Annotated in this window: 14 protein-coding genes and 1 other annotated feature; of the genes, 3 read left to right on the plus strand and 11 right to left on the minus strand. The window is 51.3% G+C overall.

Going from position 1 to position 12,974, the window contains the following annotated elements:
- Positions 1-205: 205 nt before the first annotated feature.
- Positions 206-1,492: an MFS transporter gene (locus tag BN3772_RS10845; protein WP_042199377.1), complete on the minus strand. Its 1,287-nt coding sequence runs from the start codon at positions 1,490-1,492 to the stop codon at positions 206-208.
- A gap of 92 nt (positions 1,493-1,584) precedes the next feature.
- Between BN3772_RS10845 and BN3772_RS10850 the strand changes: the two genes are divergently transcribed.
- Positions 1,585-3,060 carry an aminotransferase class I/II-fold pyridoxal phosphate-dependent enzyme gene (locus BN3772_RS10850; protein ID WP_042175810.1) on the plus strand — a complete coding sequence of 492 codons (1,476 nt, stop codon included), beginning with the start codon at positions 1,585-1,587 and terminating at the stop codon, positions 3,058-3,060.
- Between the two features lie 113 nt (positions 3,061-3,173).
- Here BN3772_RS10850 and BN3772_RS10855 read toward each other — a convergent pair whose 3' ends face one another.
- Both BN3772_RS10855 and BN3772_RS10860 read right to left on the minus strand, forming a co-directional pair.
- Complete coding sequence (locus BN3772_RS10855; protein ID WP_039872519.1) at positions 3,174-3,497, minus strand: DUF1292 domain-containing protein; 324 nt, start codon at positions 3,495-3,497, stop codon at positions 3,174-3,176.
- An 83-nt stretch (positions 3,498-3,580) separates the two neighbouring features.
- Entirely contained in the window at positions 3,581-4,135 is a 555-nt protein-coding gene (locus BN3772_RS10860; RefSeq protein WP_042175808.1) for a copper amine oxidase, read from the minus strand.
- A gap of 131 nt (positions 4,136-4,266) precedes the next feature.
- Here BN3772_RS10860 and BN3772_RS10865 point away from each other — a divergent pair, with 131 nt between their 5' ends.
- On the plus strand, positions 4,267-5,001 hold the full coding sequence (locus BN3772_RS10865) for an MBL fold metallo-hydrolase (RefSeq protein WP_042199378.1): 735 nt from the start codon (positions 4,267-4,269) through the stop codon (positions 4,999-5,001).
- Between the two features lie 3 nt (positions 5,002-5,004).
- Here the strand turns inward: BN3772_RS10865 and BN3772_RS10870 are convergent, their stop codons facing one another.
- From BN3772_RS10870 to BN3772_RS10900, 7 genes are all read right to left on the minus strand, one after another.
- A complete protein-coding gene (locus BN3772_RS10870) occupies positions 5,005-6,105 on the minus strand; it encodes a GerAB/ArcD/ProY family transporter (RefSeq protein ID WP_042199379.1) in 1,101 nt (366 codons plus the stop codon).
- 19 nt (positions 6,106-6,124) lie between these two features.
- Positions 6,125-6,322 (minus strand): hypothetical protein, encoded by a 198-nt coding sequence (locus BN3772_RS10875; RefSeq protein ID WP_042199380.1) that lies wholly within the window; start codon positions 6,320-6,322, stop codon positions 6,125-6,127.
- A gap of 29 nt (positions 6,323-6,351) precedes the next feature.
- On the minus strand, positions 6,352-7,488 hold the full coding sequence (locus BN3772_RS10880) for a Ger(x)C family spore germination protein (protein ID WP_157643577.1): 1,137 nt from the start codon (positions 7,486-7,488) through the stop codon (positions 6,352-6,354).
- A gap of 11 nt (positions 7,489-7,499) precedes the next feature.
- Positions 7,500-9,056 (minus strand): spore germination protein, encoded by a 1,557-nt coding sequence (locus BN3772_RS10885; protein ID WP_244444715.1) that lies wholly within the window; start codon positions 9,054-9,056, stop codon positions 7,500-7,502.
- A 193-nt stretch (positions 9,057-9,249) separates the two neighbouring features.
- The gene (locus BN3772_RS10890) at positions 9,250-9,486 is read right to left on the minus strand and encodes a DUF3892 domain-containing protein (RefSeq protein ID WP_042199384.1); all 237 of its coding nucleotides are present in this window, start codon (positions 9,484-9,486) and stop codon (positions 9,250-9,252) included.
- 86 nt (positions 9,487-9,572) lie between these two features.
- Positions 9,573-10,016: a GNAT family N-acetyltransferase gene (locus BN3772_RS10895; protein WP_042199386.1), complete on the minus strand. Its 444-nt coding sequence runs from the start codon at positions 10,014-10,016 to the stop codon at positions 9,573-9,575.
- Positions 10,017-10,123: 107 nt separating this feature from the next.
- Positions 10,124-10,342, minus strand: a complete 219-nt coding sequence (locus BN3772_RS10900; RefSeq protein WP_042199387.1) for a hypothetical protein — start codon at positions 10,340-10,342, stop codon at positions 10,124-10,126.
- A gap of 117 nt (positions 10,343-10,459) precedes the next feature.
- Positions 10,460-10,724, plus strand: a binding site (T-box leader).
- Between the two features lie 62 nt (positions 10,725-10,786).
- Here BN3772_RS10900 and metG point away from each other — a divergent pair.
- Positions 10,787-12,448 carry a methionine--tRNA ligase gene (gene metG / locus BN3772_RS10905; RefSeq protein WP_042199388.1) on the plus strand — a complete coding sequence of 554 codons (1,662 nt, stop codon included), beginning with the start codon at positions 10,787-10,789 and terminating at the stop codon, positions 12,446-12,448.
- Between the two features lie 49 nt (positions 12,449-12,497).
- Here metG and BN3772_RS10910 read toward each other — a convergent pair whose 3' ends face one another.
- Positions 12,498-12,932, minus strand: coding sequence for an NUDIX hydrolase (locus BN3772_RS10910; RefSeq protein WP_042199390.1), 435 nt, complete (start codon positions 12,930-12,932; stop codon positions 12,498-12,500).
- Between the last annotated feature and the right edge of the window lie 42 nt (positions 12,933-12,974).

The raw sequence follows: 12,974 nt of genomic DNA on the forward strand, positions 1-12,974 counted from the left end.
GCACTCCCTCCTAACAGCTTTGTTAAAGCAGCTTGATCTGAACCATAGAATAAAACGGACTGCCGGACCTCCACCTGATGTCAATCTCTATTCGTTCGTCTTACTGATATTTTATACTTCATCTTATGTAGCGGTAACTTGGTTTATTGACTATTTTTACCCGCTTCACGCCATTCCCAAACGCCCACTGTGATAGAGAGCTGTTTCAGCTGTTAAAATGCTTGAGCTTAGTACGGTGCACGATCAGCAGATGCAGTCCGGCCAGCAGTACCATTACAACGGCACTTGCCAGAAACGGCGCGCTGTGGCTGACCGAATCCCATAACCGCCCCGACAGTACGGGACCGGCAACCATGCCCGAGCCCTGAAGCGTCAGGAACAAGCCCCAGACGGTTCCCCGCTCTCCTTTTGGCACCTGCTTGGCTACGAACGCATTCCAGGCCGGCAGAATAAGCGCATAGCTGATGCCGACAAGCGCCACAGCCATGAATGCCAGCGGCAGCCGCCGCACCTGTGAAAAAAAGGCCAGCGAACCAGCTGCCAGCAGAAAGCCGATGTTCAGGAAGACCGTCGTTCCGATCCGGTCAACCAGCTTACCGGCCGGAATGAGCGTAAGCACCGTAATCCCGCCTCCGGCAATCAGCAGCAGACTGAACTGGTTCGGTGTGACATGCAGCTCGGAACGTGCAAACAAGGTGACTACTGGTGTCATCAGCCCAATGGCAAAGGCCTGCAGGAACAGCGCCGGGAACAGCAGCCTGCTGACCTTCAGCGAAGTTCTCACTTGCCGGAAGGTCCGCTTCAGGCTTTGCAACGGCTGAAATGGCCTGTGCTTGTCAGCCTGGGCATCACTATGCATGTCCTGTGCAACACGCGGCGCATGCCCCGTAATCCGTGACGGGAGGAAGAGCGCTACAGCAGATACCGCCGCGGCGCAGCCCATAAGCACAAGGAATACCGTCCGGTAGCTCTGTCCGCCGTGGTCCATCATAAAATTGACGACGATGGGCCCGATGCCTGTACCGGCCAGTGAGGCCATCTCTACAGCCCCCATAGCCGCCCCGCTGCTGCCGCTTTCTGTAGAGCCGGCCAGCTCGGTAATCCCGGTCATGGTGCAAGGCCAAAGAGGAGAGGTCCCGATGCCCAGGATCAGGCAGGCAACCGACAGTGTAGCCGCATCCTTGGCATAAATAATCATCCCGACAGCCAGTACAATCAATACCAGCGCCCCTGTCATTGTCCAGCGGTATCCGATCCGCTCCATCACCCAGCCGAACGGACTCCGGAAGAGATTATCGCCTAAATACTGCAGGGCAAAGGAGAAGCCTACTACAGTAACAGACAATCCGAGGATATTCTCCATGTACACCGGCAGCAGCGCAACCAGTAAGGAGCCTTTTACAAACTCGACCAGAAAGATGATCACCCACATCTCCACAATAAACGGTGAGGCCAGATTAATATGCATACGTCCTGCAGCTTTGCCAGTCATTTTATCACATCCTAGTATTATGGTGATTGATTTGTTATACTGATGCTTGCCGTAAAATAATAAATCTTGGCGAAAGGTTGTGACAGCATTAAATGAATCAACACGATACTCCCCTCTTCACCGCTCTTAAAAAGCATGCCGCCGGAAACCCTGTGCAATTTCATATTCCCGGGCATAAGAAGGGGCTAGGAACCGATGCCGAATTCCGTGAGTTTATCGGCGATAACGCGCTATCCATAGATTTGATCAACATCGCACCGCTTGATGACCTTCATCAGCCTACCGGCGTGATTTTAGAAGCTCAGAAGCTGGCTGCGCAGGCCTTCGGCGCCGATTATACGTATTTTAGCGTACAAGGCACGAGCAATGCCATCATGACTATGATCCTCTCTGTCTGCTCGGAAGGAGACAAAATAATTGTGCCCCGCAACATTCACAAATCCGTGATGTCGGCCATTATTTTCTCTGGAGCCAAGCCTGTATTTATCTCACCTGTTCAGGATGAGAATCTTGGGATAGACCACGGTATTACTACCAGTTCGCTGGAAAAGGCATTAAAGCGCCATCCGGATGCCAAAGGCGTTCTGGTCATCAATCCGACGTATTTCGGTGTAGTGGCCGACCTTCGTTCGATTGTAGACCTTGCTCACAGCTATGGGGTTCCCGTACTGGTGGACGAGGCGCATGGAGTATTGATTCATTTTCATGAAGATCTGCCGGTGTCGGCTATGCAGGCCGGTGCGGATATGGCAGCAACCAGCGTACACAAGCTGGGCGGCTCCATGACGCAGAGCTCGGTGCTGAATCTCAATGCGAAGACCGGCCTGGTTAACCCGCAGCGGGTTCAGACGATCATCAGCATGCTTACAACAACATCTACTTCTTATATATTACTGGCCTCTTTGGATACCTCCAGACGCAATCTGGCACTGAACGGCCATGATATGGCTGAGCGGACGATTGCCCTGTCCAATTACGCCCGTGAGGCTATTAACAGCATTGACGGCTTGTACAGCTTCGGGAAAGAAATTCTCGGCACAGAAGCTACCTTTAATCTCGATCCGACCAAGCTGAACATCCATGTCCGCCATCTGGGCATCACCGGCTATGAGACCGAGAACTGGCTGCGCCAGAAGTACAATATCGAAGTTGAGCTTAGCGACATGTATAATATTCTTTGCCTGATTACCCCGGGAGATACCCGTGAATCTGTGGACAAGCTGATATCCGCTCTGCGGGTGCTGTCAGCTGTTCACTACAGCAAGGGTGAAATCTACGAGCTTAAGGTGCAGGTGCCGGAAATTCCGCAGCTTGCCCTGATTCCGCGGGATGCCTTCTACGCTGATACGCAGCTGGTTCCGTTCCGTGAATCTGCCGGATACATTATTGCTGAATTTATCTATGTCTATCCGCCGGGAATTCCAATTTTACTGCCTGGTGAAGTTATTACCCAAGATAACATCGACTATATCATCGACCACGTCGAAATCGGCCTCCCGGTCAAAGGACCGGAAGACCGCAGCATCAACTTCGTCAAAGTCATTGTAGAGGCTGACCCGATCTCCTGATCGGCAGCAGCCTCTGTAACCTAAACAAAACCCCGATACTGAACCAGTATCGGGGTTTTGTGCATGGAGCGCTGCTGCCTGTCCGGCAGTCACGCTCTCAGCTGCATTGAAATCTATTCTTGCTGGGCAAGCAGCTCGTTGTATGCTTCTTCAACAGCTTTCCATTCAGCTTCGTCTTCAATGTTGTAAAGAACCATTTCCTCGTTCTCTTCTTCCATACGCAGAATGATGCCGTCTGCTTCAGGGTTTTCGCGTTCCAGCAGCAGTGCGTACAGCTTCTCGCCTACATCGAACGTTTCAACCAGCACCATCTCTACATCTTCGCCCTGCTCGTTCGTCAAGGTCAGCACAAACTCCTCGTGCTCATGGTCGTGATCATGTCCGCAACCGCATGCTTCACCATGTTCATGGCCATGCTCATGTTTGTGATCGCTCATTGAAATACCTCACTTTAATTGAATTATCCTGCCTTACGTATCGTAACACGTATGCTGAGTTCAGGTCAATTTGCAGAGGGCGTTTAATTCTTCGTTGTAGCTGTAACTACCTTTTCTGACACAAGAACGTAATCTGCATTTTTGGACGCCTTGATATAGAAGCCCACGCTGTATTTGCCCGAATCCTTGAAATCATAGGTGAATTCCGGCGTTGAGAACCAGAAATCCTCATTCTTTGAGCCGCCAGCATCCTCCAATATATCCTTCACATTCCCGGATGGATCCGTAATCGCTACTTTTACAGCCGACACACTATCCTTTAGACTGTCCACCTGGGCCAGAACCTTCATCTTCAGCTTTCCTGTATACGTATTACCGAATACAGTATCCCCTTTGAACAGGACGATGTGAACATTCGGTTTCAGAATCGTCACTTTACCCGAACCGTCCCAGCTGACGACACCTCCTGCTTCCCTCGCCGGAATGTACGTTTTGCCGTCGATCAGATAACCGCCATCAGCGATTTCCTTTCCGTTGCTCCATACTCTAATCTTTTGATTTACAGAATCCGCGAATAACATTGAGCCTCCCAACAGGGAAAACACAGCCACGCAGAGAGCGATTTTTTTCCATCTCATAACCGAGACCCTCCAAGTAATTCATGCTGTTAATGTATACTACATGTATGGCTACAAGTTGCGGAGGTCCAGGTAAAAATTTCATCATTCCGGTTAAAATAATACTATAACTACATTGGAGGAATTCAGCAATGGCTGTACAGCTGCAAATGCTCGGCACAGGGGATGCCCATGCCAAACACTACTATAATAATAACGGGCTGGTGCTCAGTCCTGACTATACGCTGCTGATTGACTGCGGCACAACGGCACCGGCTGCAATAAAGGCGGCAGGCCGCTCCTTCTTAGCGGTGGATGCTGTTCTGGTTACCCATCTTCATGATGATCATGCCGGCGGATTGCCAGAGTTAAGCCTGCAATTAACCCAAACAGGCAGCCGGATGACCCTTTTGGCGGCTGAAGCTTTAGATGAACCGCTCCGCGAGAGCTTTCTGAAAAACCGTCCGGATGACACCCGCTACCCCCGTTCCCTGGATGAAGCCTTCGACGTGAAGCTGCTGAAGCCGGACATAGCGTATGTTCTTTCAGCTGAAATAACGGTCAAGCTTATCCGCACGCCGCATATCCGCGGGAAAGACAGTTACTCTCTTCTGCTGAACAGCAATATTTTTTATAGCGCTGATATCATCTTTCAGCCCGAACTGCTCCTGAAGCTCGTCCGTAAGCATGGGGTCAGCAGAATCTTCCACGAATGCCAGCTCACGGGCAAGGGTGTAATCCATACATCACTCCATCAATTACTCTCCCTGCCGGCGGATATCCGTGAGATGATCAGCCTGATGCATTACAGCGACGAGAAGCCAATGTACGAAGGAAAAACGGACGAGATGACCTTTCTCGAACAGCAGACGGTTTATCCGCTGTAAATATCAAGGAGCTTTAGGATGTGCAGCGCCTTTCCCTCTGATTTTGGCTACAAACCAGTACAGTATAGGTATCAGCTGCATACAGAGGGCGTACGAAGGCCAGTAGGCTGTCATGAAGTAGAGCAGCTCTGCTGTGTTATCGGCAAAATGGACAGAGTAACCCACAACGGCAGCTGAAACGGAGAAGGCCAAAGGCTTATAATCATGCAGCGACAGTATCCTGGCCAGACTGATTACCGCGGCATAGACCAGCAGGCTGATCTTCAGCATCAGTGCAGGAATATACAGGATCGTCAGAAACGGATCAAGCGTCTCGATGAAATCGGCAATCCGCATGCTTCTGACATATTCCATTACCGGATAGGTCATTTTGCCGGCCAGCTCCGGACCAAAGGCCAGAAGGCTCGGAACCAGATAGGACAGTATGAGAATCATGGAAAAAACAGCTCCCCAGACCGCCACCCGCCTGATCTTGATCTGCTGCTTCAGGTGGGGGTAGATAAAGAGAACCACAAATGCGTCTCCAAACCAGGGGGTTGCCTGCAGCGTTCCGGCTGCTGTACGGTTCAGATCAAAGTTGGTTACGAACGCCCTTAGCATCGGAGTCTGAAGCTCAATCCCCAGCAGCAGCGGTGTCAAAATAATTAACAGAAGCAGATTCACAAAAAAAATCACTTCAGCCATTCTGGCAATCGCCTGTATCCCGGACCGGACCGTCAGCGCAACGGTTAATCCCAGCAGAATGGCAATCACCGTCTCGGGCGTAGTCGGCAAATGGTTGACCATCAAAAAATCCTCAACATTACGCATACTCATGGATGCCCGGTGGAGCATATATCCGGCAAGCAGCAGAATCAGCGGGATATGCACCCATTTGCCTACAATATATTTACCGAACACGGCAAAATACTCGCGTTCATTCATCCGGGCAACAGCTGCGCCGGCCAGCACAATCAGCAGTCCCAACACGCCTCCGAGGATGACGGCAAGCACGGCGTTATATGAAGCGGTTTTGATGATCGGCGAGATCAGAAAACCGGCATTCTCCGAATAGATATAGATTGTCAGCAGCATAACGAGCTGGGAGGCCGATATATGCTTCATACAGCATTCTCCTTACCGGTTATTTTTGCAGAACCGCTTCAATGATCAGATTAGGGTTCAGCTGCTTCGGAAGCCAGGCTGCAGCCAGATTATAGGCCAGCGACAGCAGCATGATCCCGTAAACGATGAGATGTGTGCGAAGTTTCCTTTTATTAGATCTCAAATAGGAATATTCAAACAGGAAAATGAGCAAGAACAATACAAATACTACAGCCATAGTCACATCTCCCCGCAGGATGCTATTGATTATTTTTTCTGTGTGCCCAGCAGCCGGATCACTGCTTTTGTCTCCACTTCCAGCTTAACCTGCTCCTTGTACACATGGCTCCAATCCGCCTTAACCGCCTTCCATTCTGCCGGATAGTTCCAGGCGATGTGGGAGCCGAGCTGAAAGGCATCACTTCCCGCCTTAAGCGAAGCGTCAAAGGCCTGCATAATCCTCGACTCAACCTCACCGGCAAGTATTTTCTCCAGATGCCTCATAGTATCGGGATCAGACATTTCAAGGGTGGAATTGGAGGAGTCCACAATGCTCTCAATATCCAGCTTGAAGGTGTAGACGAACTTCTCGTCCTTCCGGCTCAGGCTGAGTTTGGATTTCGCACTGATAATCAGCAGACTGATTAACTCTCCGTCAGAGGGTGAAGGAAACGTAATAATAGCATCCTTAATATTGCCGCGCAGCCACATGGCCCCTCTCGTCTTATAAATATCAATCGTATCAACCATCCGGTTATCCTGAAACAGCGCTGCACCAAGCACCCGGATCATATTTCCCTGCGACTTGTCAGGGTTAGGACTAAGGTAAGATAAAATCATGCCTCTGCCGTACTCCTGGGCAATCATGAAATGCTTTACACTGCCGGTGATGATCTTTTTGCGGGCAACCAGCTCACGGAATATTTCACTTGGAAATTTTTCAATCTGGGTGGGGAACATGGAAATAGCCTCTGCGGCTTCTTTTGCCACCAGTATATAGGTTTTCAGCGGGATCGCCGACTTGCGGTTGACAAAATCAAGCAGCGGTTGAACTCCTGTACGGGCATACTGCTCGCCCATGACAATGATCTTTACCTGTCCCCAAAAAATCTCGCGTGAAATGTTGGTCTGGATATTACGGTAAGCCTCTGAAATATTGCGTCCTTCCCCTTGGACAGTAGCATAGGGCATCGATGCCCCCGATGACTCGCCGCCTGCCCCCGAAGCAATCTGGTTAGGCTTGGCATAGCCCAGTGTCAGCAGAACTTTGTCGTCCTCCAGCTCATCCAGGAACATGGCAACCACCAGCAGGCGGTCATTAATCTCAACTCTTGACCAGCAGCCGGTAAGCACCATGGACTGCAGAGCCAGGAGCAGTATCAATACAGCTATTCTTTTATGCATAGGCAATCCGCTCAATCCCGGTCATCCCCATCATTGTGAAGTATGGTTTTTAACCGCCTTGTAGGTTCAATTCCATAGACAGAAGGTCTGTTCTTCATCAGCCGCCAGGGTACGCGAATTACAGTATCTTTAATATCCTTCCATTTAAGCGGTGCAATCGGGGCCAGATAAGGCACACCGAAGGAAGAAAGCACGACCAGATGAAGCAGCACGAGGTAGATTCCAATCGACAGGCCCAGCAGCCCGAAGCTGCCCGACAGGATCATAATCGGAAAACGGATCAGCCGCAAGGTCAGCCCCAGGCTGTAGCTGGGTACAATAAACGATGAAATGCCAGTCAGCGATACGATAATGACCATCGGTGAAGAGACAATGCCTGCACGGACTGCCGCCTCGCCGATCACCAGCGTACCCAGAATAGAGACAGCCTGCCCGATTGCTGACGGTATGCGGATGCTGGCTTCCCGCAGACCTTCAAAAACAATCTCCATAATGAACGCTTCAAACAGAGCCGGGAATGGAACAGGCTCACGCGCAGCAGCAATACTAAAGAGCAGGCTGGCCGGAATCATCTCAGGGTGATAGGTGGTCAGTGCAATATAAAAGGAGGGGGCCAGCAGGGAAACGAACATAAAAAGCACTCTGATCCAGCGGATCCAGGTCGAGGCATAGGAGCGCTGATAATAATCCTCCGGGGATTGAAAAAAGACAGGAAAGGTCACCGGCGCGATCAGCGCAATTGGAGTACCGTCGGTAAAGATTACGATCCGGCCTTCCAAAAGGGCAGCTGCCGCAGTATCCGGCCGTTCTGTATTCTGAATCTGCGGAAATGGCGAGTACGGATGATCCTCAATGAACTCTTCGAGATAGCTGCTCTCCAGAACGCCGTCAATCTCAATCTTGGATAGCCGGTGATGCACCTCCTCTATAAGCTCGGGGCGGCAGATCCCTTCCATGTAAATGACGAGCACCTCAGTCCGGGTATGTCTCCCGATATAGGTGCTCTGAATTTTCAGCTCCGGGCTCTTGATCCGGCGTCGCAGCATCGTTACATTTGTCCGGACCTCTTCCACAAAGGCTTCACGGGAGCCGCGGATAACCACCTCATTCTGCGCTTCACCGATACTGCGTTTCTCAAACCGGGCATACGGGTAACAGATCATCCGGTCTTCTCCGTCTATAATCAGCAGCACTGCACCTTCGAGCACATACTGCAGCACTTCTGCGTAATCCACACTAACATTGCATGAAGTAATCAGCAGACGGCTGAAGTCTGCAGCAGGCCCGGCTGCCGTCTTGTCCCCGGAGTCTTCACTGGTCAGCGGATTTATCAGATCCTCCTGCAGCAGCTCCAAATCGGCAATCCCGCCGAGGAACACAAGAGCATATTGCCGCCCGCCTGCGCCAGTGAAGGTCCGGAATACCGCATCCACGCATTTGTCCAGCTTTTCCTGAAACCACTGGAGCCGTTGCCCAAGCTCTTTTCCCGGAGCCGGCTGTACCGTACTTTCAGCAGTTTTCGCGGCCTTGCCGATGTTCGCTTTAGGTTTACGGAATAATGAGAACATCTGCATCCCTCCGCCAGTCTAATCTTGGTAACCACATTATCCGCCATTTTCCACTGAACTATACGGCAAAATAACCCTTAAAGGGCTTTGGCTTCGGTAGTTACTCAGGGATGCTGCAGTCACCCAAGCATAAAAAAGACCGGACATATGCGTTAAATAACGCTTGTCCGGTCTTGCTATGCAATGAAAGGTGCTAAAACTGCGGCAGCTGATCCAGATTATTCGTCGGGTCTCCGTCGGCGTCTCCGCGGATGTACATTTCACCGTCTTTTCCCTTAAAAACATTCACTCCGGCAATGCTTCCTGCCTGTACCTCCTGCAGTGCCTGCTGGTAATCAAGGATACGGCCGGAAGAGGTCTGGAACATCAGCAGGTCGCCGTCCCCGTTCCTCTGTGCTGCTATAAATCGTTCGCGCTCATTGTTAATCATTCAGATTCCGCTCCTTCGCGTATGGATTCGCCCTATGGCATACTACTAGAGTCCCCGGTCCGCGAAAAAGTATGTATCCTGCAAGCCTAGAGCTTCTTCTGCATTCTCACATGCAGAATTCCGGCGTCATAAAAAGGCTCATCTGAAATGACCTCATAGCCTTGCTTGGCATAAAAGTCTTCAGCCTGGCACTGTGCATCCAGCACCGAGAATATAAGCCCCAGCTCCTTGGCCCGCTCTTCAAGCGCCATTAACAGGACACGGCCATAGCCTTTGCTGCGGTATTCCTTGTGCACCGCAATCCGCTGCATTTTGGCAGAGCCTGCCTTATAATAGATCAGCCTGCCGGCGGCTACCGGCAGCCCGTCATCCATAACTAGCAAATGATGCACCTGATCGCCGATCACATCATATTCATCAATTTCCTCTTCAACCGGTACCTGCTGCTCTTCCACAAATACTTTTTTGCGGATATCCAGCCCCATCTGAAGCTGCTCCGCTGTCGTTACGTGTACAATTTCCGCTGCCATGGTTCCTGCCCACTCCTCTTCATCTCAAAGCAATAGTTGAATTATTATACAGAATTTTTGATGTTCTGTACAGGGAGGCATACTGCAGGAGACTGAGCGCTTATCGCTTAATCGGTTGAATATACTTCTGCGGATATGGATCGGTCATATACATCCTTCATTACCGGTGAGACCGGACCGTACATGCTGTCCTGTCTGCTGTTCAGCTCTGTCATCGGACGGATTTCCACTGCTTCGGGCGCCTTATACTCCGCAGTACAGCCGGTCAGTCCTGCAGACAGAAGAAGAAAAATGCCTGCAGTTGTAATAGCACATAGCTTGCGCATGGTACAGTTCCTCCTAATCTCTTCTGCTGCTTTCAGCTTTGACGGCTTAGGCAAAACTTAAACTTCCACTTGACTTAAGCCGCATCCAGCCGTAAGATATCCAGTAATTAGGATACAACAAAAGCTAAGAAGAGAAAGAGTACTTTGGCAATTCTCTCACAGAGAGCTCCGTCCGCTGAAAAGGAGCAGGGAAAACCCAAGGGAATATGGTCTCTGAGCTGTGCACCGAATCCCTTACCGGGCTGTAGGCTGCGCCGGAACCCGCATCCGTTAACATGCTAGGGTATAACCGCTTAACCTGCGGCGTACCTGAAGAGATGAATGCTGCGAGGCATTGATGAAGTTGGGTGGTAACACGTGAGCACAGGCTCCCGTCCCTTTTGGGGACAGGAGTCTTTTTTGTTGTTCAGACAGACAATAGAAGCAACGGGAGGCGTATGATTAATGACAAATATTTTTATCGGCGGAGCCTGGCCTTATGCCAACGGCTCGCTGCATTTGGGCAGACTGGCAAGCATTCTGCCGGGAGACATTCTTGCCCGCTACCACCGTGCCAAAGGCGACCGGGTGCTGTATGTATCGGGCAGTGACTGTCACGGGACACCGGTGGCTGTTCAGGCTGCCAAGGAGGGTGTAACTCCGGGAGCTTTTGCCGGCAGGTACCATCAGGAATTCACAGAATACTTCAGGAGGCTGGGCTTCACCTATGATCTGTACACACGCACGGATCAGCCGCAGCATCACAAGGTAGTTCAGGAGCTTTTTGTGCAGCTGCTGAATCACGGCTATCTGTACAAAAAGTCAACTTTACAGTGCTATTGCGAGCAGGATCAGCGTTTTCTGCCGGACCGTTATGTAGAGGGCATCTGTCCTCATTGCGGACAGCCGGCCAGAGGTGACCAGTGCGATTACTGCTCAGCGCTGCTTGATCCATCCGACCTGCTGGAGCGGGTCTGTAAAATCTGCGGAACCCCGCCTGTACTGCGGCCAACGGAGCATTATTACCTTGCGCTATCGAAGCTGCAGGAGGAGCTGACCGCTTATGCGGAGGCGGAGCATGGCTGGAGGGATAACGCCGTGCGGCTAACCCGGCGTTATCTGCAGGAGGGGCTGCAGGACCGCGCAGCAACACGGGACCTTGACTGGGGTGTGGATGTACCTGCCGGCGGCTTCACCGGCAAAAAAATCTATGTGTGGATCGAGGCGGTCAGCGGTTATCTATCCGCGAGTAAACAATGGGCTCTGGAGAGCGGCGGAAGCTGGGAGGACTTCTGGCTGGCGGGCCGTGAAGACAGCTCCGGGGAGCAGACGGATATCTGTGCTTATTATGTGCACGGCAAAGACAATGTGCCCTTCCACAGCCTCATCTGGCCTGCCATCCTGACAGGCGCCGGCGGGCTGCACCTGCCGGACCGGCTGCTCGCCTGTGAATATATGACGCTGGAGGGGCAGAAGTTCTCCACCAGCCGCAACTGGGCCGTTTGGGTGCCGGATATTCTCAGCCGCTATCAGCCGGACTCGGTCCGCTATTTCCTGGTAGCGAACGGCCCTGAAAAGCGGGATACAGATTTCTCCTGGCGTGAATTTATCCACAGCCATAACGGTGAGCTGCTTGGCGCCTTCGGTAATTTCGTCAACCGCAGCCTGGCTTTTATCAATAAAGCATTCGGCGGTAAGGTTCCGGGTGGAGAAACCGATCCGTTATGGGCCGATAATATTAACATTTTGTATGGGGATGCCGGAAAGCTGATTGAAGCAGGCCGGTTTAAAGATACGCTGGAGCTAATCTTTTCCGGCATCCGCCGGGCTAACAAATATTTTGACGAACAAAAGCCCTGGATAGAGCTGAAGGACAACCCTGCTGCCTGCGCCAACACCCTTTATAACTGTGTTCAGATTATTGCCAACCTTGCTAACCTGCTGAACCCGTTTATTCCTTTTTCCTGTGACCGGATACGCTCCGTCCTGTCACTCGGGCAGCCCGGCTGGCACAGCATCTCCGTACCAGAAGGCCAGGTTATTCAAGGTCTGACCCTGCTGTTTGAGCGGATCGACCTGAAGCAGATTGAGGAAGAGACGGAGCGGCTGAATTCGAATTTAAGGTAGGCTCCTAGGCCAGAGAATACCTGTTATATGAAGAAGAGTACTCTGGCCGCTACGACCGCCAGGCTTGCAGCATAAAAGCTTTAGCTTCTGCCCATAGTACCGGGACAATCAGGGGATAGGTCAGCTCCTCCGGTAAATCCGTAAACCTCCTTATCTCAGCCATCTCATATTGGGGGATCTGCCCGAACCTGATTACATCTGCAAGATAGAATTTGCCGTAACTCTCGGGCACCCCCCCAATGGCTACTGAATAGATACAGACTGGCATTATCGAGAATTCCTCTGCACCGGTCTCTTCGTACAGCTCCCTGGCCGCAGCAGCATCTGCCGATTCACCAGAATCAATATGTCCTCCTGCGAACTCCCATGTACTCCGCTCCTTGTGCCTGGCCAAGACCCACTGATCATCCTGCCTGACAGCAATGACTACATATTCTAATGAAACTACTTCTTCTACAGCATCAGTATGTATAGTTACTTTCACCGGTTATCCCCTCTATCTCTACTATATAATTGCTCCCACTTC

Source organism: Paenibacillus camerounensis, assembly GCF_000723885.1.
GTDB lineage: Bacteria > Bacillota > Bacilli > Paenibacillales > Paenibacillaceae > Paenibacillus_AQ > Paenibacillus_AQ camerounensis.

Bases quoted from the DNA above. Each gene is read 5' to 3' on its own strand.
- BN3772_RS10850 (WP_042175810.1), top strand. From the start codon at position 1,585: ATGAATCAACACGATACTCCCCTCTTCACCGCTCTTAAAAAGCATGCC.
- metG (WP_042199388.1), top strand. From the start codon at position 10,787: ATGACAAATATTTTTATCGGCGGAGCCTGGCCTTATGCCAACGGCTCG.
- BN3772_RS10880 (WP_157643577.1), bottom strand. From the start codon at position 7,488: ATGCATAAAAGAATAGCTGTATTGATACTGCTCCTGGCTCTGCAGTCC.
- BN3772_RS10885 (WP_244444715.1), bottom strand. From the start codon at position 9,056: ATGTTCTCATTATTCCGTAAACCTAAAGCGAACATCGGCAAGGCCGCG.
- BN3772_RS10900 (WP_042199387.1), bottom strand. From the start codon at position 10,342: ATGCGCAAGCTATGTGCTATTACAACTGCAGGCATTTTTCTTCTTCTG.
- BN3772_RS10855 (WP_039872519.1), bottom strand. From the start codon at position 3,497: ATGAGCGATCACAAACATGAGCATGGCCATGAACATGGTGAAGCATGC.
- BN3772_RS10865 (WP_042199378.1), top strand. From the start codon at position 4,267: ATGGCTGTACAGCTGCAAATGCTCGGCACAGGGGATGCCCATGCCAAA.
- BN3772_RS10895 (WP_042199386.1), bottom strand. From the start codon at position 10,016: ATGGCAGCGGAAATTGTACACGTAACGACAGCGGAGCAGCTTCAGATG.
- BN3772_RS10845 (WP_042199377.1), bottom strand. From the start codon at position 1,492: ATGACTGGCAAAGCTGCAGGACGTATGCATATTAATCTGGCCTCACCG.
- BN3772_RS10870 (WP_042199379.1), bottom strand. From the start codon at position 6,105: ATGAAGCATATATCGGCCTCCCAGCTCGTTATGCTGCTGACAATCTAT.
- BN3772_RS10890 (WP_042199384.1), bottom strand. From the start codon at position 9,486: ATGATTAACAATGAGCGCGAACGATTTATAGCAGCACAGAGGAACGGG.
- BN3772_RS10875 (WP_042199380.1), bottom strand. From the start codon at position 6,322: ATGGCTGTAGTATTTGTATTGTTCTTGCTCATTTTCCTGTTTGAATAT.
- BN3772_RS10860 (WP_042175808.1), bottom strand. From the start codon at position 4,135: ATGAGATGGAAAAAAATCGCTCTCTGCGTGGCTGTGTTTTCCCTGTTG.